A 22,393-nucleotide genomic window follows, 5' to 3' on the forward strand; every position below is an offset into this window, starting at 1 on the left:
GACGAGAACAGGTGGCCCGTCACCGCAGTCGCAGCGCCCGGCGAAGCGGCGCTTCCAAGCCGTTCGCACAGTGGTAGAACCCAAGCGAGTTGGGATGAACGCCGTCCACCAAGCCATCGGCCTGCTTGGCATTCAGCATCGCAAGACCATCGACGAAAAAGATCCGAGCGTCTCCAGAACGCCGCGCCTGCCGCACGAACCGCGCACAGAATTCGCGTTTCGAGGATTGCTCCGCCGCCACCTTTGGATCCGCTGCTTCACTCGAGAAATAAAACGGTGAAACCACCAGGATCGGGACCCGTGAAAACTTCTCCCGGAGCTTGGCCACGAACGGAGGGAGCTTCTGCTGGTAGACCGCGAAGGAAGGGTTGGCCCAAAAATCCAACACGATGCAGGAAGGGTCCAGCTCCAACATCGCCTCCGCGATCTGGATCTCTCCAAGGCCGCTGCCACTGAAACCCAGGTTGATAAAGTCTGCATTGAGCCGTCGCTCCAGAATGGCCTGGTAAGATCCTCCCGGATTCGAGGCGCATCCACCTTGAGTGATGCTAGATCCGTAGTAAACCACGGGCTGGGAGACCGCATAAGGGGTCGGCGGCAACACCTGAGCGCCATCTTCCAAAATGAGCTCCTCGATCGTGACAGCCTTATAGAGCGGCAAATAGATTTCGACATCCCACACCGCAGCCTCCCCAGCCCATTTCCAATCGACCTTGATCACGCCCTGAGCATCGGGAGAGGCGCTCGCGCGATACTGGCCATTCACGTAGAGATCAAAGCCATTCTCACCAATGCTCGCCATGTGATGCATGTTGGAGAAGGACGGGTTGCGCGCGCGCAGCCCCACCTGCTTCGAAGTGGTGCGAAACCGAATTCGCGCACCGCTCGGATGCTGGGCCAGTCCGCGCACCGCAGGAGTGAGAGAGGGCTGAAGGCGCGCGGGAAACCGGATCAGGCGCGGTTGATCTTCCGCGTACCAACCAAGGCCGTACACCGGCAACCGCGGATCCGGAAACGGAATGCTCTGAGCGGCGAAGGTGGTGGCAACGCAAAACAAAGTAGCCACGACCCCGGGAACCCAATGCCAAGACGAGTGCAGAGCAGTCAGACAGTTCATGGGTGACATCTTCACCAAACTGCTGACCCGTTGCCAATCCCAGAAGGAACGGCTAACCCCGCCTTTCACGAAAGGGAAGATCGCCCGCCCTATGGACCGCGGTGGCACGACACCGCTGTTCCTTCACGCCGCCTCATTCCCGCCCACGCCGGCATTCACCAGGAACACCTCCAGCCACTCCGCTGCGGGCACGAAAAGCGGAGACGTGTCTCCGCAGTCCATAAAGCCACCCCACTTCCCACACCACTGGAGTAAGTTGCTTCGGACGCTGCTTTTCCTTCACCCACCGCAGAAACCAAAAAGGGCACCGTGCAACTCGCACGATGCCCTCGTTGTTAACCAACCCCAAGCTGAGGCACCTTACTTCGCCAGGCGATAGTAGCCGGTGCCAGCGGGCGTCAGTTCGATGGTGAAGGTTTCACCCTCTTCGACCGGCACATCCCCCAAGGTGGTCCAAACCGCATCCGCCCCGATCGTGGACGAAGTTTGCAGCGAGTAACCAACCTGCGTCTTCGGCCAGCTGAACTTGAGCTTGCCGTTCGCGAGGGAGGCCAAGCTCAGGCGAACGCCTTTGCAGTCCTCCAACAGGTTCACGTCCGCGAGCGGCCCGCAGGGCCGGATCACGGCGTAACGGACACGGGAGAACGCGATCTTGCCGTTCGGATGAGAGACCACAAACCGAGCAGCGGCCTGCGGACCTTGGTTCACGCCGCTGAAATTGACGTTCGGAATCTCGAAGTACGCCTCCCGCCACTGTCCAGTCCCTTCCAGCGCGACCGCTATGCTTCCGGGGGTGAAAGCGAGCGTCTCACTGCCGAATTGCTCGGTTTTGTAGACCTCCGGACGAAACGTCTGACCGATCAGATCCGGGTCGTCGTAATAGGTCATGCAGATGGCCAGGCGCGCATTGTCCTGCGAGGAAGGTCCGAAGGGCAACTTGGGTTCCTCCCCGTCGACGACGATGGGTACGATGGCAAAATTGAGATACTGGTTATTAAACCCATTGTTGCCATCTCCTAACGCCGCTCGAATCGACATCCGCCGGTCATTCGTGGGCCCAGCCTCCTCCTGGATCATCACCTGATCGCCGCCCGAACTGCCAGGCTGCAGCCCGACAAAGGTCCCGGCAGCCAGATCCATTTCGGCGAAGTTGCCATATACGCCCTGGCAGATCTTGTCGTCCCGAAAGCAGTCGGCCAGGGGATCTTGATTCGCCAACGGATGAGTCCCGTTTCGCAACACGGCCATTTCAAAGCGGGAGATCGCCACCGCCCCACCCTCAAAGATAAACCTCGGTCCAGCGGTCAACGGTGCCACATTCACGCCGAACAGGCTCACACCGGCCACGGTGAAGGATCGCCGACGCCAAACTCCAGTCCCCTCCAGCAATTGGCGCTGTGTTCCGATCTGGATGGATCCATCCCGATCCGTGGAAAAAGCCTCTGGTCCGAAACTGACTCCCGCCTTCTCCGGATCGTCATAGTAATCCACGCACACTTTGACCGCGTGCGGGTCATTGCACGGAAGTCCGAGGTAGTTGTCCGTGACCGCGAAGTTGATGAACGAGCCGTTCGCAACCACCGCCTTGCGCTTGTCACCCTCCGGACCAACCCCTTCGACAATGGTGGTCAATTGATCGCCGTTGTTGAGGATCACCACGTGATCCGAAGTCCCAGCATGGACATCGATGCCCACCAAATTCGTCTCGGGCTCCGGCTCACAGGGCAACGGTTCCAGAAACTTGTTGATCTCCTCGCGCGGTCCAAAGGCGCCCGGTTCACCGAACGCGATGGCCCGAACTATCAGGCCGGGCACCGCCTCGAACCGCATGGTGCCGCCGTTCACGCCCGATCCGCCGCGCACGAAACGCAGTCCAGAACCATCCGGCAGTTCGTTATTCGAAACGGAAAACAAGGCCCAGTTCCAACGCCCGTTACGCGCTTCCCGGGGAAGTTGACCACCGTTCGGGGCAGTCAGGGTCGGCAAGGATCCTTGCAGGAAGTTAAAGTTTCTCGGATTGCCGGCCGCAGTGAGGATGGCTCCGTTCCCGAAGAACTGCACCAGAATGTCGATTTGTCCAAAAGACTCCCATCGGGCGGACTGGTTGTCTTTGACATTGAGGTACTGGGCATCCGCTTTCAGGCCACCGACGCCGACAAGGGTCACCGGTGTGGTAATCTGATCCCCGCCAGTTTGGATCGCGAGAGCCGTGCCGTCCCACGACTCGCTGGGTGGACTCAAAAAGCCATCGACGGCAACATAATTAACCAGCTTTGTGGGATCAATGGTCGCCGGCCATTGTCCAGGATCAAACGGGCCTTCTTGGGCGTGCAAGCTCAGCGCGGAGAGAACAATCCCCGCGCACGCCGTTGTGAGAAACGATCGTAGATACATAGTCGTACTTGTGTTCGAGTGAGTACCAGGCCATCCGCCGTGGCTGACAAAAGTCAGACAGCAGATCCCCCGACGTTGGCAAGGGGACGCAGGCCAACGCCTGGGAGCACTTGACGTGCAGCTTGTGGATTTCGAGGAGCTTGTTAGCAAACTGACCCGCAAAGTCAAAAGCTAAACGCGGATCATCGCTTCACCGTAAGTCGAAAGAACGCAGCGGCACCGGCATTCGGAACCGAGACCAATACTCGACCTCCTCCCGCCAAATCACTGACCGCTGTCTCGGAAGTGACCGACCATCGCTGAAGATCGACGGAAGTTTCCACCCCCACAAGCGTTCGCGGTGTCGCCGCAAACACGAGTTCAACCCGGGAATCGGCCTGAGGATGGAGATGCACAATTCGTGGCGGCACAGTCTCCCCCTCCGCCGCGACCAGCACGTCATCCAAACGCAGCAAGGCTCTTGGCCCCTTACCCGACGCAACTTGATAATACTTCCAGCGCAGGCGAACATAGGGCTGATCGTTCGCCGTCGCCGGAAGACGAACCGGCCCCATGATCTGCTCATGTCCCGCGACCTCGTTCCGCACATACTCGACCGGTGCCCCCGTTGGATCGAGCACATCCGAAAAAAGACCGTCGCCCACGGAGTACTGTAGCCGCAACGCGTAAGTCTGTTCGTTCGGCACGAGGGTCCCCCCCACCCAACTCACCACCACGTTCGTCACCCCCCGTGTGTCCAGAGCGAGAACCGCGCTACCCACGAAACCTGCACCTGCGGCCGCCTGCGGATCGCTGGTATTTAGAAAACCCACCCCCAAGGCATCGAGACCCTGAATCCGACTGCGACTTCCATAGGCATAGCCGAGCGTCCACTCGGAAGTGAGAGGGGTGTCCAAGCCCGGATCCCGTTGCATCGTTTGCTCGAAGAGCATGCGATCCGGATAGCTGCCGGACGGCGCCGCCTTCGGCCACGACTCGAAGAGATAGGGCCCCGACAGCAACTCGTGGGCGCGCAAATGCCGTTCGAACTGCGCCACCACATTCGATGCCCCACCCAGGGTCAACGTCCACGACTGAGTCGTGCCTAGCTGGGGCAGGCCCTTCCATCCCGCAAAGCGGTAGCCTGGGCGAGGAACCGCTTCCAAATGCACAGGGACCGCTCGAAAGTAAGTTCCGCGCCACGGAAACGTGTTCGTTGGATTGTTACCTTCGGTGCTTTCATTAATTCGCAGCGTGTTGAGCTGGAACTCCCCGGCCCCACGCGGCTCCATGTCCAAAGTGAGATTCGCAAAGCCGCCCAGCGGAAACGCCGAGACCAGGTGCTGCCGCACGTTCACGGGACGTTGACTGGCGAAGAAGCGAAGATTCGCCACCTCGGTCCTCCACCCGTTGGTAGAATCGTTGGACGTCCGCCACCGGGCGATATGATCTGCCATAGCCGGAGTCAGCATCGTTTGCATCTGCTGAATCACACTGCTCGCACGGGTCTCCCGGAAGCTGGAATTGAGCAAGTCCGCCATCGTGTTGATAAACTGGTTGCGAAACCCGGTGTTCAACAGCAACCGACGAAAGATCAGGGTGGACCAATGGTTGGGAATTCCCAACCGGCCGTTCGGATCCTTAGCCAATGCGAGCGAATTCTCGCTCACCCCGGTCGTCCAGACATGCGCGTAGCCAAGATCGACATCGAACAACAGCCATCGCCACCGGCCATCGTGCCCGTAGGGCGCATTCGGCTCGTAGCTCGCGGTACGACGCCTCCAAAAGCGGATGTTATTGTGCGGCCAATCTGCATTGGCGAAATAGATCTCGGCCGCCTGATAGGCAATGAAGTTCTCAATGTCCATGAGCTGGCCAACCACCGCGTAATTGGTCGCGTTCGCCATATCCTTGGTCGCGATGAACTTCACCATGTCCGCGTAATGCTTCTCATCGCCGGCCAGCCCCTCCATCAACGATCCCGGCCCCTGACAAATCACTACCTCAGCTTGTGGAACCCCATAGTGATCGTTGATATAGTCAGGATCCTGCTGCTCCCTCAGATTGTGAACTCCCCAGAATTCTCCATCCAGATAGACCACTACCGGCCGGTAGGCGAGCGTGTCGATTCGGGTGGATTGAACCAGCAGATGACAAAGCGCATCACGCATCAGCGTGTACGCCCAATCATTACCCGAGTTGGCCAGTCGGAGGTGATCGAAGCGCGTCATCACCTCGCCCTGCCGATTCGTCAGACCTGGAAAAAAGAGGTAGCGAAAATCATCCGGAGCAAAGCCGTCGTCGATCGACTTGAGTCCAAGTGATTTCTGACGAAATGAGCGTGAAGACTGGCCTTGGATGTCCACCACCACTCCCTGTGCAAACGCGCGACGGCCATCCGGCTCGAACCACTCTAGATAGCCCGAACGCTCCCAAGCCGGCCCTCGTTGAGTGTAGTTGGCCGGGGTGTGCCCCGTCAGCGGTTCCCCCGGATGGGTGCGCACGTAGTCGTCGAAGATGCGGCCCAACATGTAGATTCCCGTGTTGTAGTTGAAAAGATCATTGGTCGACAAAGCGATTGACACTACCGGAAGCCCGTAGGTCCTCATGGGGTTGCGCCCCGCGAAATAGGTGTGAGTTACCGACGGACCTGCCGGAGCGTTCGTCTCGTAAACCTGTGCCCGCACCACCGTTGCCTTCGGAACCAAACCTTTGGGCGGCTTCCAGCCATCCGTGTGCTGGTTTACCGTCGCCGTGCCCGGAATCAAGGAGATGCCATTGCTCTGTCCAGCTCGATCCACAAGTGTCAACGGGCTAGTGAAGGTAGCTGAACTGTTCGAAGGCGAGTTGCCGTTGAGGGTGAATCGAACAGAACCTGCGGGGTTCGTGGTGGAGAGCAGCAGCTCCATCGGATGCGGATAGTGTCCGCCCGGACTGGAGAATTCAGGAACCGAAGCCGCTCGTAGCGAGGAAGCGAACGCCGACATCACGAGTATGCAGCACAGCACAAAGGGGTTCACGGGCAAAACGTAGTCCCCGGTATCACCCAAGGCAAGCCCTGCTCACCAACCGGTAGCGGTTCTCAGCGCGGCGAAATCACCCAGCTATATCGGAATCTTAACTCCACATGGCCCACCGCTTTCCCCGCTGCGTCTCCGCGCCACCGCGCCTTCGCGTTTCTTTAGCCGCAGCGATCCAACAGAGCTCTAAAACCAGGCGTTTATAGTGGGCGCACCATAGGCCACTCCGCCGCGCGCAGGAAAAGCGGAGACATGTCCTAAGCATTAGCCACAAGTTCTCGCTCGCTTTGGTCTCTATCCCAAGGGAATTGCGCCGGGTCGGGTGTGCTGAGAACCAGGTCGAATTCAGCTCGTCACTCCCCGCGATGGTGCGGGCTTTCAGCCCTCAGCGTGTGTGGGGTGAGGAAACCTGGGGTTGTCACCCCAGGCTGGAATGATGCTGGGCCTGTGGCCCGCTGACTCAGCCACCACTAGTGAATCCCATGCGAAGCTGGGCTCAATGGCCGATGCTGAGTTTGGTAGTGGGTCGAAGGCCCTTCGGGCTTAAGCACCGACGGTGCGTCCCATCCCAGCCTGGGGTGACAACCCCAGGTGAACATCCATTTTCCCCTCCAGGGCTGAAAGCCCGGTATAAGGCCGCCGAGCCGGTCGCGACTTCACCACCTTTCTCACCCACTTCGAATCCCTGCAGTATTCTAAGGGTTGCCCTAGCAACTTGTGGGTAATGCTCAGGACTTGTCTCCGCACCCCATAGCGCCTTTTCCTTCGCGTGAAGCTTCACAGCTTTGGAAACCGAAACGAGGCCTGGGTCATGGAGAAGAGAACGCGGTGACGCAGCGGCGCAAAGACGCGGGCGGAAAGGCGTAAGACTAAGCTAACTATCCGAAAGCCGTTTCCGCCACGAGGCCAGCTGCTTGGCAACCTCGCGCGTGCCCGGTGCTCCCACAATCCGACGACGATCCATCGCTTTTTGGAGATCGAACATCTGCATCACATCGGGGCCGAATTCCTTTTCAACCGACTGAAACTCCGCCAACGAGAGCCGGTTCAATGGTTTGCCACTACGCTCGCTCAACGCCACCAAGGCCCCCACGGCATGATGTGCCTGACGAAACGCCATGCCTTTCTTGACCAAGTAGTCGGCCAGGTCGGTGGCGAGCAGGGCCGGATCGGCCGCCGCGGCCGCGCACACCGGACGATTCACCGTGCAGTTCGACAACATCCCACTCATCAGTCGCACACAGGCGCGAACGGTGTCGACCGTATCAAACAGACGCTCTTTGTCTTCTTGAAGATCCCGATTGTAAGTCATCGGCAGCCCCTTGAGTAGCGTCAGCAACGCCATCAAGTTGCCGACCACCCGACCGGTCTTTCCCCGAGTCAGCTCAGCCACATCCGGATTCTTCTTTTGCGGCATCAGCGAGGAGCCCGTGGTGTAGGCATCCGAAATACGAATGAAGTTGAACTCGGAACTAGCCCACAGAATAAGGTCCTCCGACAGCCGGGAGAGATGAACTGCGATCAGAGCCGCAACGCTGCAGAACTCCACCATGAAATCTCGATCGCAGACGGCATCCATGCTGTTCTGACTCACTCGCGGCCGGCCGCGCTCGTCGGTAAACTCCAGCAGCTTCGCCACCATTTCCCGATCCAACGGCAGGGTGGATCCCGCGATCGCCCCGCTGCCCAAGGGGCACACGTTGAGCCTCCAATAGCAGTCGTCGAGACGGCTCCGATCGCGCTCCAACATCTCGACGTAAGCGAGCAAATGATGCGCGAAATACACCGGCTGAGCCCGCTGCAGGTGCGTGTAGCCGGGCATGATGACATCGGAGAACTGCTGCCCCAGGGCCACCAGAGTGCTTTGAAGCGTGCAAATCTCCGGCTCGAGCAGGCAAAGCTCGTCTCTCAGCCACAATCGAACATCCAGAGCCACCTGGTCGTTCCGGGAGCGAGCGGTATGCAACTTGGCTCCAGCCGGCACCCGGCGGGTCAACTCCGACTCGATGTTCATGTGCACATCTTCCAACTCCGATTTCCAGCGGAACTCGCCCCGGGCAATCTCAGCACCGATTCCGTCCAAGCCCTTGAGTATCGCCTGGAGCTCTTTCACCGTCAAAACGCCGATCTTCTGGAGCATGCGGGCATGAGCCTTGGATCCAAGGATGTCGTGACGCCACAAACGCCAATCGAACGAGATCGATTCCGAAAACTGGGCTACATCGGCGGCCGGGCCGCTGGCGAATCGACCGCTGCGAGAGACAGGGGAACTTTTTTTCATGTTCTGCGGCCAATGAATGTGACTAGGGAAACCGCGCAGGGCAATAGTGAAGTCTCCCGAATTCTCAAGAACCAGAACAACCCGAAAAAGCCACACAACACGTTTATAGACAATTCATTAACATCACATAAACCCACCCGTGATCTCCCTCCACCGCCCCAATGAATACCCAGCAAGCCCCAGCGTCTCATCAGTAGCAATTATGATTGTATTGAATCAGCTAACAAGATCACGCTAAGGTGGTAGCTGAGACAGTCATTTGCCTACTTCCATGAACGTTCCTCTGAGTCGTATTTCGGGTTTGTTAGGTGGGGTCTGGGTGGTGGCGATTACCACCGGCTGCAATGGACTCGATAGCCAAGGGCCAAAGACCGTCACGGCCGTGTCCAACACGGCTCCCCTAGTTGTGAACACGGCCACCAACCCATTGGTGCCGACGCTCGCGCCGCCAACGGCGGCCGCCCCCAGCTCAACCGTCGCCGGTGTGCCAGCTTCCACCAACACCCTGCCAGCCAAGGTCGAGCCGCCCAAAAACCTCGCTCCCGAAGTCGCCGAGATCGCCCGGCTGGCCGAGAACGGAGTTAACGAGGAAGTCATGTTGGGATTCGTCGAAAAGGGAACCAACTCCTTTAAGCTGGGACCCGATGAGCTGATTTATCTCAGCGATGTGGGGGTAGCACCGTCGGTGATCACCGCGATGCAGCGAAAATCCTCCGCTCCTGACGCCGCCGCGGCCGCCATCGCCACCAACTCGAGCGCACTCGCGAATCCGCCCGCTCAGGCTGCCACGGTCGCGCCCCAACCTCCACCTCCCACTCCCGATGGGGCCGCGCTCGCCGCTGCGCCCACCACGAACGTCATCACGCCGAACTATGTGCCCGGTTCCCCGCTGGCGACGCCCCCGCCGCCGCCCGCGGGGCAGACTCCCGTCGTCGTGCAACAACCAGTGGTCATCCAACAGCCCGTTACCGTATCCTATTTTACTGAGGCGCTCAGCCCCTACGGCGCTTGGGTCGAGGTGGAGGGTTATGGACGCTGCTGGCGTCCAGACTACGCGGTCCTGGGTGCTGGATGGCGCCCCTATGCGGATGGAGGTCGCTGGATCTGGAGCGATCACGGGTGGTACTGGATGTCGGATTATCCCTGGGGATGGGCGACGTTCCACTATGGCCGATGGCACCAAAGCGGACGCCATGGCTGGGTGTGGTTTCCCGACACGGTTTGGGGTCCCTCCTGGGTCTGCTGGCGCCGCACCTCCAGTCACTGCGGCTGGGCACCGCTACCTCCGGGAGCCTACTACCGAAACTCCAGCTGGTGGTATCATGATCGCCATGTCGGGATCGATTTCGGGTTCTCTTTGGGATTCTCGCATTTTACGTTCATCTCGTGGTCGAGGTTCTGCGACAACCGCCCCCACCATTACTACGCGTCCCACTCCCATGCCTCGAAGCTCTACCGCGATTCGACGGTGATCAACAACACCATCGTGGGAAACAACAATACCGTGGTTTTTGAAGGCGTGGGACGACAAGCCGTCGCTCGTGCCAGCCGCGCTCCAATCCCCCAGGCCGCCGTGCGGGAGACCGCCTGGACCACCGCGAGCGGTGGCGCACGCGAACGGTTGAATCAGGGTCAGGGCGGTTCGGTCCTTGAAAGCCCCCGGCTGGCCGCTGCCCCGCCCTCAGCCCCCGGAGCAAGTCCAGCGTCGGGACGATGGGCACCCACGAAAACCAGCACCAGTTCGGGACCCGCGCTAAGCGGTTTGGCAGAGACGACGCGGCCATCCGGCATCAGCCGTGAAACCGGATCAAGCTCTCCTCGCTCCAGCTTTAACCCCCTGAACGGCGGCGATAGTGGCGGATCGGTCTTCATTCCCGCCACCCGGAGCACCCCGACTCCGTCCCGTCCCGCGGCAAGCCCCGTACCAACCATCACTTCTCGATCCATCACCCCCGCTCCTGCCACCGCACTGCAGGGCACTGCCCCCACCGGGCCGTCGGGGGCGGGTGGACGCCGCTCAACTTCAACTCCCTCCCCGTCAGCTCCATCGCTGGCCGAGCGGACGACGATCCCTTCGACGGCACCCGTTGTTCGCCAACCCTTCGTTCCCCGGCAACAACCCGCCCCCAGCTTAGGTACCCAAGCCGGCACCGCCCCCGGACGAGCAGTGCCGCCGGAGCGTGTTGCGGGCAGTGGCCTGGTGCCAAGATCCACGGTCCCGGCGTTTCAAAGTCCGATGCCGACGACCCCGCGTTCGATCGTCCCTGCCCCCTCGCCCTCGCCTTCACCCTCGCCCGGGCCGAGCCGCCCAATCAACAATGCGGCGTCGATCCGGCCGTCGGGCTCCAGTTTTTCACCCTCTCCTGCCAGTCGAAGCCTAGCCCCCAGCCCAGAACGCTCCACTCCAACGTTCCGCTCGGCCCCGGCACCTGCCAGCGGGTTTTCCACCGCACCCGGACGGAGCTTCGCGCCCTCGGCTCCCGGCCCGAGCAGCCCCGCCCGCAGTATGGCCCCTCCCAGTTCCCCGGGACCAAGCCGATCGATCGCCCCGTCGCCAGCCCCCGCGCGGTCTGCTCCGCCGGCTGGTTCGAGTTCAGGATCGGGCGGTGGATCCGGACGTCGCGAGCGGGATCGATGAAGGATGCTCCCCCGCACCCCCAGGGGGAGGCAAAAAACTCCTGATCTCCTCAGAACGGGAAAACTCGATTTTTCTCGTGACACTCTCATTGCACGAAGGTCTATAGCAGTTCTTGACCGCAAGGGGGCGAAGTCCTTTAATTGCGGTTCGTTCTTTTTCCGCACAGCCGTCGTCGTTGCTACCTGTGCCGAGAGGTGGGATTCCGCTGGAGTCATCTCCGCATGGGTCTCCTAAACCCTCGGCCTGCCAACAAATTCATCACGACCGTACGGCGGCGAATGATGAGTGGGTAGGGTCTCAATGGAAGGGTACGCCCTGGCCATACCCCTTGACGCCGTGGTCGGCCGCCAACATACTGCGCGGCTATTTTTCGCGCCCTTAAGCCGGGAGCACAATAACGTATGGTGAAATCCAAAGGCAGAAAGCCAGTTCCTATTAAGTCTAACAAGTCCGATACTAAGAAGCGCGGCCGCAAGCCCGAGAAAGAGAAAGAAAAAGAGAAGCCCGCACCTGCCGTCCGTGGCAAGAAGGGTTCTAGCTCGCACACTGGCTCCTCCGCAGGCGCTGGGTCGCATGGGAGCCACAGCCATGGCGACTCGAAAGCATCGCCTGCCACTGCGTCCACCCCCTCAGGGCCATCTCCGAATGTCGCTCTTCCCGGCAAGGCCGGATCCAATCCCGAGCTAGCGGAGAAGATCAAAGAGCTCATCCGCTTGGCCCAAGAGCAGGGCTACCTCACCTACAGCGACATCAACGATGCGCTGCCGGACAGCATCATCTCCCCCGAGGACCTGGACGAGATCTACAGCAAGCTCCGCAACCTCGAGATCGAGATCGTGGACCAGGCCGAGGTGGACCGGGTCAAGCAGCCCGAACCCGAGGAAGAGGACGACAAAAGCCGCCTGGACATCCTAGATGATCCAGTCCGCATGTACCTCAAGCAGATGGGGCAAGTGCCGCTGCTGACTCGCGAGCAGGAGGTCGAGATCTCCAAGCGAATCGAGGATGCCGAGAATGAGGTCAAACGCATCATCTACAGCTTCGGCTTCAGCGGTAAGGAGCACATCGCCCTCGCCGAGAAGCTGATCAGCGAACCGCCCAAGGAAAGGTTCGATCGCGTCATCGTCGATAAAAAGATCGAAGGCCGCGAAAACCACCTCAAGGACTTGCGCCGCTTGGTCAAGGCCGTTCGCGAACTCGACCAAGATGTCGACGAGTGTTACGCCTCCTTGCTGACTTCGAACCAGAAATCGAAGTCCGATACCCTCACGACCAAGTTCAAGAAGGTCGACAAGAAGCTCCAAGATAGCTTTCCCAAGTTCTACTATAAGCAGAAGGTCATCGAGGAGATGGCTCTGGTGGCGGAGAACATCCACGACAAGATCCAAACCAGCCTGCGCACCATCGCGGAATGGGAGGCCTTGCGCAAGACGACCCAGCAACAGACGGTGATCCTCAGCGAGCAGAAGAAGATCCGTGCGCTCGAGGAATTCGTCCGCATGGGCTACACCGAGTACCTCAAGTCCTACGCCCAGCTCAAACATTTCGCCGCCAAAGCCCTGCAGGCCAAGACCGAGATGGTGGAGGCCAACCTCCGCCTGGTAATCTCGATTGCCAAAAAATACACCAATCGCGGACTTTCCTTTCTGGACCTCATCCAGGAAGGCAACATGGGATTGATGAAGGCGGTCGAGAAGTTCGAGTACCGCCGGGGCTATAAGTTCTCCACCTACGCCACTTGGTGGATCCGACAAGCAATCACTCGCTCCATCGCCGACCAAGCCCGGACCATTCGTATTCCCGTCCACATGATCGAAACGATCAACAAGCTGATGCGCGTGCAGAAGCAGTTGATCCAAGATTTCGGACGCGAACCCACGCCGGAGGAGATCGCCGACGAAATGCAGATGCAGGTGGACCGCGTGCGCGCGGTTCTCAAGATGGCGCAACAGCCCATCTCCCTGCAGTCTCCCGTCGGGGACAGCGAAGACACCAACTTCGGTGACTTCATCGAGGATAAGTCGGCGGAAAATCCGTCCGAGATGACCAGCTACAGCCTTTTGAAGGATAAGCTGGCCGATGTTCTCGGCAGTCTGACCGAGCGGGAACGTAAGGTCCTCGAACTCCGCTTCGGATTGATCGACGGCTACAGCCGAACTCTGGAAGAGGTCGGCAAGCAATTCAAAGTGACGCGCGAACGAATTCGGCAGATCGAAGCCAAGGCGCTTCGCAAGATGCGTCACCCCACACGTATTCGCCAACTCCAGGGCTTCCTGGAAACCGAAGAAGTGGTGTAAGCAGAAGAGTTTCCGTCATACCCGGTCTGGGAGGCCTACGTCTCCCAGCCCGGGTTTTTTTTGACGACGTCCAGAGGCGCACAAGTCTCCGTCCCACGATGGACTGCGCGTGGCATGCCTCCGCTTTTCCTTCGCGCCCCGGACTCGAACGGGGGGAACCTAAAAACGGCAGTTGTAACCACGGATGACTCGGATGACTCGGATGGAAGAGTATTTATGAGGTTCACCTCCGACGCTTCCCAGGTGAGGATCGCCACAGCCTGATCTTTCGGGAATCTGGTTCTCAATCCGTGAGATCTGCGAAATCCGTGGTTCATCAACTGTCGGACCCAGGTTGCACAGACAAAAGTCCAGGGACCTCATCGGGGTGCCCCGTGGTTCGGAAGCGAGTCTGGAGCGATCATGGGCTCGACGGAGTTTCTCCCTACCTTTCTATCGTGGTTACGCCCACCTCACGTATATCCTGGAGCAGCTGATGAGGAATCTCCTGCCCGCCTCAAGCCTGAAGCACCCGATTCACCGACCCCAGCAACTCCTCCATTGGGAGCGCTTTGCCGACATAACCATCCGCCCCGCGCTGCAGTGCCTCACGGAGCAATTCGTCGTCGTAGCCAAAACCAGTCATCATCACCACCCGGATCTGCGGGCTATGCTCCTTGATCCGCGTCAAAAGCTTGAGCCCATCATCCTTGCCCAGGTTGATGTCCAGGATCACTACGTCCGGTTGGTCGGAGGCAACTTTCGCCATGGCGTCTGAGGCATCGGAGGCGGCCGAGATCGCAAACCCCTTCTCCTCGAAGTACAGGCAGATCAAATCCCGAAGTTGGGTATCGTCGTCTACGGTCAATATGCGGCGCGTCATAGCGGAACAGCTTTGTTACGCCCTGCTCTGCCCAAATGCAAGCAGTGGTCCACGGGCGTGATGCTTCTCTGTGTATCGGCACCCAATGGAAAAACTGAAGCTCAACCCTCCACAATCGTAACTCACTCTAAAACAAGATCTAACAACAAGAAAGGCAGGTGATTGCTCACCTGCCTTTCGCCCGAGCCTGGTTGTTGGGCTCTCGGGATGTTGGTTGTTTATGGCGGCGTTAGTCGTCTTTTCTAAATTCCACAGTCCCACAGTTTTCCCAAGCGAAGGCTATCCGGTCGCGCCCATGCACAACCAGCTTACCAGGCACGAAACAGGGGTTCCGAAACTCCTTCTCCGCGACCTGCCCCTCACCCGCCAACGTCTTGAGGTTGGCCCGGAAGGTAACCTCGCCCGCTGGCACATGGTCATCCCCCGTAATCTTCACAGCCTCAATCTCATCGCCACGCTGTTGAATTTTGACCACCTGGTCAAAATGCCCTCGGTAATGGCCGATCCACTCGCCGGAAAGGTCCAAAACACTGGCGGGAGAACCCGCTTGGTGCACGGATGGATTAAGTGACGTTTGGTTTTTGGTTGTTGGACTCATTACATGGCAATAATGGACCTGATTGACTCATTACTCAACCGCTGGAGAGGACATTTTTTGCGGATCGTGAACTAGGGGTTTTACGGAGGCAAGTGCCCTTTCCCGCACAATTGTGGTTTGCCACTCACTCGGAATTCTTTTAGAAAGTCCGTTCCCCGCAAGCCGGGGCCATACATGAGACCCGACGTTGAACTCTACGATACGACCCTGCGCGATGGCAGCCAGGGCGAAGGCATCAACTTTTCCGTCATGGATAAGCTGCGCATCGCCGACAAGCTCGATGCGTTCGGAGTTCACTACATTGAAGGCGGATGGCCGGGTTCGAATCCCAAGGACATCGAATTCTTTGCCTCGGCCCGTCGCAAGAAGTTCAAGAACGCGCGGCTCGCGGCCTTCGGCTCCACCCGTCGCAAAGGCGTGTCGGTCGAAAAGGACGAGCAGGTTCGCCTGCTTCTGGAAGCTCATACACCGGTGGTTACCATCTTCGGCAAGACCTGGCTGCTGCATGTCAAAGAGGTGCTCCGCACGACGCCCGAAGAGAATCTCAAGATGATCGGTGAAACTATCCGTTTCCTGAAGGACAACGGAAAGTTTGTAGTCTACGACGCGGAGCACGCCTTCGATGGCTTTAAGGATGATTCCGATTACGCGCTCGCCACTTGGCGAGCAGCCGAGGAGGCCGGAGCCGATATCGTAACGCTTTGCGATACCAATGGCGGATGCCTGCCCTCGGAGGTCGCTCGCATGACCCAAACCGCCCGCAACAAGCTAGGGGTGAAACTCGGCATCCATACCCACGATGACATCGGCCTCGGCGTCGCCAACGCATTGGCCGCCTTGGATGTCGGAGCCAGCCACGTGCAGGGCACCATCAACGGCTATGGGGAACGAACTGGAAACTGCAACCTCACCAGCGTCATCCCCTGCGTCGCCATCAAGATGAAGCGCAGCTGCCTGCCTCAGGCCTCCATGCGACGCCTCAAGGAGATGTCCCAGTTCGTGGACGAGATCGCCAATCTCAGACACAACCCGCGCCAGCCTTGGGTCGGTGCCACCGCGTTCGCCCATAAGGGCGGCATGCACGTCAACGCGGTTCAAAAGATCGCCCACAGCTTCGAACACATCGACCCCGCGGTGGTAGGCAACACCCGACGCGTGCTCGTGAGCGATCTGGCCGGCCGCAGCAACATCCTCATGAAGGCCCAGGAGCTAGGCTTCAAGTTGGATGGCGAAACGCCCGAGCTCAAGGGGATCCTCGCGCGCATCAAGGAACTCGAGCACGAAGGCTACGAGTTCGAGGCGGCCGAAGGATCGCTGGCGCTGCTGATCAGCAAAGGACTGTCTCATCGAGAGCCCCCGTTCCAGGTGGACGGCTACCACGTGTCCATGCGCCGCGACGGTGCCAACTCGATCTGCGAGGCTACCGTGAAGGTGCGGGTCGACGGCAAGTCAGCCCATACGGTGGCTGAAGGCGATGGCCCCGTGAACGCGCTCGACGCCGCCCTGCGCAGCGCGCTGAGCAAGTTCTTCCCCGAGGTGAAGACGGTGAAACTCACCGACTACAAGGTCCGCATCCTGGAGTCGGGAGCCGGCACCGCCGCCCGAACTCGCGTGCTGATCGAATCAACCGATGGAAAAAACAATTGGGGCACTGTCGGTGTAAGCACCAATATCATCGAGGCCAGCCTCCAGGCTTTGGTCGACAGTATGGAATATCGCCTGTCGAAGAAATAACCGACGGCGTCTGCCGGAGTTCCGCCCGCGACCCTAATTTCTTTTTGATTTATGTCCGAGATTTCCAAAGCCTACGAGCCGCAAGCCGTCGAGGAGAAGTGGTATCAATTCTGGTTGGACCAGAACTGCTTTCATGCGGACGCCCACTCCTCCAAGCCCGCCTTCTCGATCGTCATCCCTCCGCCCAATGTCACCGGAATGCTGACGCTAGGCCATGTGCTCAACAACACCATCCAGGATATCCTCGCGCGCAAGGCCCGGATGCAAGGCTATGAGGTCCTCTGGCTTCCGGGCACCGATCATGCCGGCATTGCCACGCAGACCGTGGTGGAACGCACCCTGAAAAAACAGGGAACGATCAAACATCGGAACGATCTGGGCCGGGAGAAATTCCTCGAGAAGGTCTGGGAATGGAAGGAAAAGCACGGCGGCATCATCATCCAACAGCTGAAGAAGCTGGGTGCTTCCTGCGACTGGTCCAGAGAGCGCTTCACCATGGACGAGGGCTATTCCAAAGCCGTGGCCGGGGTGTTCGTTGACCTCTATCGCAAAGGGCTCATCTACCGCGGAAAGCGGATGGTGAACTGGTGCCCCGCTTCTCAAACCGCTCTCTCCGATGAGGAGGTTGAGCCGAAACAGCAGCAGGGTTGGATGTACCACTTCAAGGTGGAAGTTGCCGAGGAGCCCGGCACGTTCCTCACCATCGCAACCACCCGACCCGAAACCATACCGGGCGACAGCGCCGTGGCAGTCAATCCCAAGGACCCGCGCTACGCCCGCTTCATCGGCAAACACGTGCTGCGCCCCCTGCCCGTCGAATTCGCTCGCGAGCAAAAACTGATTCCGATCATCGGCGACGAACACGTCGATTTCGAGTTCGGCACGGGCGTGCTTAAAGTGACCCCGGCTCACGACAAGGCTGACTTCGAAATCGGGCTTCGCCACCGCCTGCCCGTGATCGAGGTCATCGAGGCCGACGGCACCATGGGACCGCTCGCCGGACGCGATCTCGCCGGCTTGGAACGTTTCGCCGCCCGCAAAGCCGCGCTCGAGATTCTTAAGGGCCTCGGGGTCCTCGAAAAGGAGGAGCGTCACACCAACAATGTCGGCTACAGCCAGCGCGCTGATGTTCCCATCGAACCCCGGCTTTCCGAACAGTGGTTCCTCAAATACCCCAGCCTGAAACCCGCTCGTGAAGTCGTCGCGAGCGGCAAGATGAAATTCTATCCGGATCGATGGGCCAAGGTCTATGACCACTGGCTCGAGAACATCCAGGACTGGTGCATCAGCCGTCAGCTTTGGTGGGGGCACCAGGTCCCCGTGTGGTATCGAACCGTGAATGGCCAGCAGGAGATCCATTGCGATGTGAAACCACCTACCGGCGAGGGGTGGACACAGGATACCGACGTGCTCGACACCTGGTTCAGCTCGTGGCTGTGGGCCTACGAGACGATGGATGCCGCCACTCGTAAGAAGTTTTATCCGACCAGCGTGTTGGTGACCGGACCCGACATCATCTTCTTCTGGGTGGCGCGGATGATTTTCGCCGGCTTCGAATACATGGGAGACCTTCCCTTCCACGAAGTGTATTACACCGGCATCATTCGCGACAAACAGGGCCGGAAAATGTCGAAGAGTCTCGGCAACTCCCCGGATCCGCTGGATCTGATCGCCAAGTTCGGCGCCGACGCCCTGCGATTTGGCGTCATGCGCAGCGCGCCCCTCGGGCAGGATATCCTCTTCGATGAACAGAACGTCGAACTCGGGCGGAACTTTGCCAACAAGCTATGGAATGCCTGCCGCTTCCGGCTCATGCAAGGCGGCCCCCTCGAAGGAGAGATCGACCCGCGCCATCTCAATAGCGAGGACAAATGGATCCTGCTCAAGCTCCACGCTGCCCTGCAGGAACTCGAGATCGCCTTCAAGGAATACAACTTCAGCCAGGCAGCCCAAGCCCTCTACCGCTTCTTCTGGAGCGAGTATTGCGATTGGTATGTGGAGGCCTGCAAGGCGGTGTTCTTTGGCACGGATGAGGCCAAGAAGACTCACAAAGTCGCGGTCATGGACTTCATCCTCAGTCACACCATCCGACTGTTCCACCCATTCATGCCCTTCATCACCGAAGAGCTATGGAATTCGATGGGCTACAACCAGGACCTGCCAGAGGGCCAAGGGGGTCGCACCATCATGAATGCGCCTTGGCCCAAACCCTTCGATCAGGATTTCCTCTCTCACTACGGGCTCGACCAGTGCTACCTCGAAACGGTGGACGCCAAGTTCGAACTAGTAACCCAGGGACGCAATCTCCGACGGACCGCCAACATCGCTCCTAACAAGAAAGCCAAGTTTTTCTGCAAGCCCAAGCAGGGATTCTCGAATCACGAGGTGGAGGTTTTCCGCATTCTCCTAAACGCCGAAAGCTTTGTGGTGGATGAGAACTATCAGGCCTCCAAGGGCGTGATCACCACCAGCACCCCGGTGGGAGAACTATATCTCTCACTCGAAGGTCTGGTGGATGTCGAGGCCGAGCGCAGCCGACTCACGAAGGAACTCGATAAGATCAAAGCCGAGATCGGCAAGGTCCAGGACAAGCTGGCCAACCCGGCGTTCACTCAAAAGGTACCGCCTCAAGTCCTCGCCGAACATCAGCAGCGACTATTGGACTGGCAATCGAAGCTCGCCAGCACTCAAGCGGCGCTGGATGCAGTGGGGTGAACCGTACGGATGAGTGGTCAACGAGGAGGCAAGCGCTGGAGCTCCTCCAGCCGGCGTATCCAGCGTAGGCAGATCCACAGGGGGATCGCGCCGAAAACCCCGAAGGAGCAGTCGATCAGTCGCCAACCGAAGGGGATCCCACGTAGCGGACCACAGATGAGCGCGAGCGGGATCACGAGCGCGCAGGCGATCAATCCTGCCTGCACCACCCATACATTACGCACCGGATCCACAAAAACCCCGATGAAAAAGACAGCGATCACGAGATGAGCGAATGCCAGCCAATCTGTGCCGTATGCCAGCCAGGGGTACCGACCATAAGCATCATGCAGCCCATCGCGCACCGTGAGTATCCAATGATCAAGACCGCTGGCGTTCACGCTGGAAACTCCACCATCCAAACCGCGAATCTTCACCAGGATATCCAGTTCCTGCTCCAAAGGGAAAGCGGTCAGTCCGCTGAGCACCAACCCAACGAGGAAAGCGCCGAGCGTCCAGCGTAGACGCCTGAGAAGTTGATCTGCTTCTTGGTTCGTCATATCAGCCGGGCCTGGAGGTTTGGGACGGTCGGACTGAGGTGCTGGCAGGTCCTACAACCCCTCGGGCGCATAGCCCTACGCCCACGACGAAACAGAGTGCAGCCGCCGAGACCAGGCCGACAAACTCTAGCAACCCCACCCAGCGCATGGATCCAGGTATCAGGAAAGCCAGACCAGCTTCGCCTGCCCCGCGACTCAGGAAGTCGACCAACAGCGTCGCGATGGCACACGCAGCCGTCAACCACACCAGGCCACCCACCAACCAACCTAAACGGCGCACGACTCGTTTCAATGGAGCGGAGGTCTTCACTTGTTCCTATAGACTCAGGTGTAACCACTTTAGGAAGCGGTCCTGAGCGGCTTAGAGTTCATCAGTTGCACACCCCTGCAACGCACCCTCATCGCCACCGTAGCCCGGACATCCCTCCGGAAGGAAGTCGAAAAGCGGTAGAGGGCTGCAAGTGGGTGAGATGCAGGTAGAATTCAGCGTGCAACTTCCTGTGATAGTGCGGGCTTTCAGCCCTCCGCGTGTGTGGGGTAAGGAAACCTGGGGTTATCACCCCAGGCTGGAATGGTGCTGGGCCTATGGCCCGCAGACTCCAACGCCACGCGCGAATCCCATACGAATCTGGGCTCAATGGTCTGGGCTCGGGCTGGTATTGGGTCGAAGGCTCCTCGGGCTTCAGCACCAACGGTGCGCCTTATCCCAGCCTGGGGTGACAACCCCAGGTAAACATCCCCTCTCTTATCCAGGGCTGAAAGCCCGGGATAAGGCCGCCGACGGCACCAACAGGAATTGCGCCAACACGGTTCCACAAAACCGACTGCCCACCAGCCAGATCACCGCAGCGCGAACATAAGCCCGATCAGTTCACCGCTCTCGCGAACCGTGGCTTTGCGACCGTGGGTTTCCTCGAAACGACGAAGTGCAAACTGCGCGACGGCTGCATCCTCGATCGAACCACCAAAGATTCCCACCAGATAGCTCAGATCGGCCGGATTGTCCGCATCCAAGACATCCGACTCCTGACGAGCTTTCCCACCCGAGGATGGCGCCGATCCAACCAACAGCCATACAATGAACCCCAGGGCGATGAAGGTGGCAAAGATTCCCCAGATATGTTCCATGGTGATAAAATAGATCTCGGAATAGAACTCCGCCAGTAAAGTTTCAATGCCAGTCCATGGCTGATCATTAACCAAAAAAGACTTAGAATCTCGTTCTGCGGGGTGGCCACCCGGGTTAGTCCTTGGTTCCAGGGCTTTCTGGGCGACGGCCTGCCAGAATTCACCCCGACTCGGAGTCGGGGTGGGGACAAGTCCGACAGGCTGCTAGGCCGACTCGTTCCAATCAAGGCCACCAGGCAAGGCAAAGCCCGCATACTCCAGATGCAACACGCGGCGATGATGTCCACGGGTAGAACGACCCGAAGCATGAAGCAACAAAGGCCGCATCAGCAGCACATCGCCGGCCGAGGCCAAGCAGAGAAACTCGGGCTGTTCAGCCCGCAACCTCTGGATTCTCTCGGCCGAAAGCCGACCCCAGCGATGCGAACCTGGCAGCACGCGAAGAGCCCCATTCGATGCGTCGGCGTCGTCCAGATGCAGCCGCACGGTAATCATCTGCTCAAGAAGTTCCACCGGAGGTTGGACATGAGATATTCCATCCTTAGTGCTCCACGGCCCAAAGCCCGGCACTTCGTGACGCGCGCGAACCGCCAGCGTCAGATCTTGATGCCAGGGAACAGCCCAATTCGTGTCCGACGATTTATCGAAGTAAATAGCACGCACGCAAACGGGCTCCAGCGGAAGATGCGGACGGACAAGCTCGAGTAACGCCCTGGATCGCGACAGCTCAGCCACACAAACATCGGCTAGAAGGCCACGACGGCCGGCGCCGAATACCGGTCCAAGGGCAACAATCAGCTGCCGCTGATCATCCGCCGAGAGAAAACCAATCGCCCGGGCGAAACCACGCTGCTCAACCTGCTGGATCCTGGATTCACTCGAGGACAGGGTGCCTACAGCCGCAGGGGCCTGCTGGGCGTGGGGCCTGAATCCCCCCTGTAGAGGTCTGTCCCGAATGGCAGTTAGTTAGCGCTTCGAAGAAATGCGGTATTTGGGACCGAAGACGCTGTTTTTGTAGTATCGGTTTCGATGGGAAATTTCGCGAAACGTTCTCCGATGTTTCATCAGGAGCGGATAAGGCTTAGGTCTGC

General features: G+C 59.2%; 15 protein-coding genes. 4 read left to right on the top strand and 11 right to left on the bottom strand.

What is annotated here, in order from left to right:
• Positions 1-19 precede the first annotated feature (19 nt).
• From JNN07_14560 to argH, 4 genes are all read right to left on the bottom strand, one after another.
• The gene (locus JNN07_14560) at positions 20-1,117 is read right to left on the bottom strand and encodes a hypothetical protein (GenBank protein ID MBL9168959.1); all 1,098 of its coding nucleotides are present in this window, start codon (positions 1,115-1,117) and stop codon (positions 20-22) included.
• A gap of 360 nt (positions 1,118-1,477) precedes the next feature.
• A complete protein-coding gene (locus tag JNN07_14565; protein ID MBL9168960.1) occupies positions 1,478-3,511 on the bottom strand; it encodes a hypothetical protein in 2,034 nt (677 codons plus the stop codon).
• 182 nt (positions 3,512-3,693) lie between these two features.
• Positions 3,694-6,510, bottom strand: a complete 2,817-nt coding sequence (locus tag JNN07_14570) for a CotH kinase family protein (GenBank protein MBL9168961.1) — start codon at positions 6,508-6,510, stop codon at positions 3,694-3,696.
• Positions 6,511-7,384: 874 nt separating this feature from the next.
• Positions 7,385-8,791: an argininosuccinate lyase gene (gene argH / locus JNN07_14575; GenBank protein ID MBL9168962.1), complete on the bottom strand. Its 1,407-nt coding sequence runs from the start codon at positions 8,789-8,791 to the stop codon at positions 7,385-7,387.
• A 271-nt stretch (positions 8,792-9,062) separates the two neighbouring features.
• Here argH and JNN07_14580 point away from each other — a divergent pair, with 271 nt between their 5' ends.
• Both JNN07_14580 and rpoD read left to right on the top strand, forming a co-directional pair.
• Positions 9,063-11,429 (top strand): hypothetical protein, encoded by a 2,367-nt coding sequence (locus JNN07_14580; protein MBL9168963.1) that lies wholly within the window; start codon positions 9,063-9,065, stop codon positions 11,427-11,429.
• A gap of 401 nt (positions 11,430-11,830) precedes the next feature.
• Positions 11,831-13,726 (top strand): RNA polymerase sigma factor RpoD, encoded by a 1,896-nt coding sequence (gene rpoD, locus JNN07_14585; GenBank protein MBL9168964.1) that lies wholly within the window; start codon positions 11,831-11,833, stop codon positions 13,724-13,726.
• A gap of 496 nt (positions 13,727-14,222) precedes the next feature.
• Here rpoD and JNN07_14590 read toward each other — a convergent pair whose 3' ends face one another.
• Entirely contained in the window at positions 14,223-14,588 is a 366-nt protein-coding gene (locus JNN07_14590) for a response regulator (GenBank protein ID MBL9168965.1), read from the bottom strand.
• Positions 14,589-14,817: 229 nt separating this feature from the next.
• Positions 14,818-15,186: a DUF3506 domain-containing protein gene (locus JNN07_14595; protein ID MBL9168966.1), complete on the bottom strand. Its 369-nt coding sequence runs from the start codon at positions 15,184-15,186 to the stop codon at positions 14,818-14,820.
• Positions 15,187-15,360: 174 nt separating this feature from the next.
• Between JNN07_14595 and JNN07_14600 the strand changes: the two genes are divergently transcribed.
• The gene (locus JNN07_14600; GenBank protein MBL9168967.1) at positions 15,361-16,920 is read left to right on the top strand and encodes a citramalate synthase; all 1,560 of its coding nucleotides are present in this window, start codon (positions 15,361-15,363) and stop codon (positions 16,918-16,920) included.
• 51 nt (positions 16,921-16,971) lie between these two features.
• The gene (locus tag JNN07_14605) at positions 16,972-19,635 is read left to right on the top strand and encodes a valine--tRNA ligase (protein ID MBL9168968.1); all 2,664 of its coding nucleotides are present in this window, start codon (positions 16,972-16,974) and stop codon (positions 19,633-19,635) included.
• A gap of 17 nt (positions 19,636-19,652) precedes the next feature.
• On the opposite strand, the gene JNN07_14610 is transcribed toward JNN07_14605, so the two are convergent.
• From JNN07_14610 to JNN07_14630, 5 genes are all read right to left on the bottom strand, one after another.
• Complete coding sequence (locus JNN07_14610) at positions 19,653-20,174, bottom strand: hypothetical protein (GenBank protein MBL9168969.1); 522 nt, start codon at positions 20,172-20,174, stop codon at positions 19,653-19,655.
• A gap of 1 nt (position 20,175) precedes the next feature.
• Entirely contained in the window at positions 20,176-20,484 is a 309-nt protein-coding gene (locus tag JNN07_14615) for a hypothetical protein (protein MBL9168970.1), read from the bottom strand.
• A 435-nt stretch (positions 20,485-20,919) separates the two neighbouring features.
• The gene (locus JNN07_14620) at positions 20,920-21,018 is read right to left on the bottom strand and encodes a DUF2837 family protein (GenBank protein MBL9168971.1); all 99 of its coding nucleotides are present in this window, start codon (positions 21,016-21,018) and stop codon (positions 20,920-20,922) included.
• Positions 21,015-21,302 (bottom strand): hypothetical protein, encoded by a 288-nt coding sequence (locus JNN07_14625; GenBank protein MBL9168972.1) that lies wholly within the window; start codon positions 21,300-21,302, stop codon positions 21,015-21,017. The genes JNN07_14620 and JNN07_14625 overlap by 4 nt, the downstream gene beginning before the upstream one ends.
• A 204-nt stretch (positions 21,303-21,506) precedes the next feature.
• Entirely contained in the window at positions 21,507-22,100 is a 594-nt protein-coding gene (locus tag JNN07_14630; protein ID MBL9168973.1) for a phytanoyl-CoA dioxygenase family protein, read from the bottom strand.
• Positions 22,101-22,393: the final 293 nt, after the last annotated feature.

The organism is Verrucomicrobiales bacterium, from assembly GCA_016793885.1.
Classification (GTDB): domain Bacteria; phylum Verrucomicrobiota; class Verrucomicrobiia; order Limisphaerales; family UBA11320; genus UBA11320.

Excerpts from the sequence above, each read along its gene's own strand:
- JNN07_14560 (MBL9168959.1), bottom strand. The coding sequence starts at position 1,117 with ATGAACTGTCTGACTGCTCTGCACTCGTCTTGGCATTGGGTTCCCGGG.
- JNN07_14565 (MBL9168960.1), bottom strand. The coding sequence starts at position 3,511 with ATGTATCTACGATCGTTTCTCACAACGGCGTGCGCGGGGATTGTTCTC.
- argH (MBL9168962.1), bottom strand. The coding sequence starts at position 8,791 with ATGAAAAAAAGTTCCCCTGTCTCTCGCAGCGGTCGATTCGCCAGCGGC.
- JNN07_14580 (MBL9168963.1), top strand. The coding sequence starts at position 9,063 with ATGAACGTTCCTCTGAGTCGTATTTCGGGTTTGTTAGGTGGGGTCTGG.
- rpoD (MBL9168964.1), top strand. The coding sequence starts at position 11,831 with ATGGTGAAATCCAAAGGCAGAAAGCCAGTTCCTATTAAGTCTAACAAG.
- JNN07_14590 (MBL9168965.1), bottom strand. The coding sequence starts at position 14,588 with ATGACGCGCCGCATATTGACCGTAGACGACGATACCCAACTTCGGGAT.
- JNN07_14595 (MBL9168966.1), bottom strand. The coding sequence starts at position 15,186 with ATGAGTCCAACAACCAAAAACCAAACGTCACTTAATCCATCCGTGCAC.
- JNN07_14600 (MBL9168967.1), top strand. The coding sequence starts at position 15,361 with ATGAGACCCGACGTTGAACTCTACGATACGACCCTGCGCGATGGCAGC.
- JNN07_14605 (MBL9168968.1), top strand. The coding sequence starts at position 16,972 with ATGTCCGAGATTTCCAAAGCCTACGAGCCGCAAGCCGTCGAGGAGAAG.
- JNN07_14610 (MBL9168969.1), bottom strand. The coding sequence starts at position 20,174 with ATGACGAACCAAGAAGCAGATCAACTTCTCAGGCGTCTACGCTGGACG.
- JNN07_14625 (MBL9168972.1), bottom strand. The coding sequence starts at position 21,302 with ATGGAACATATCTGGGGAATCTTTGCCACCTTCATCGCCCTGGGGTTC.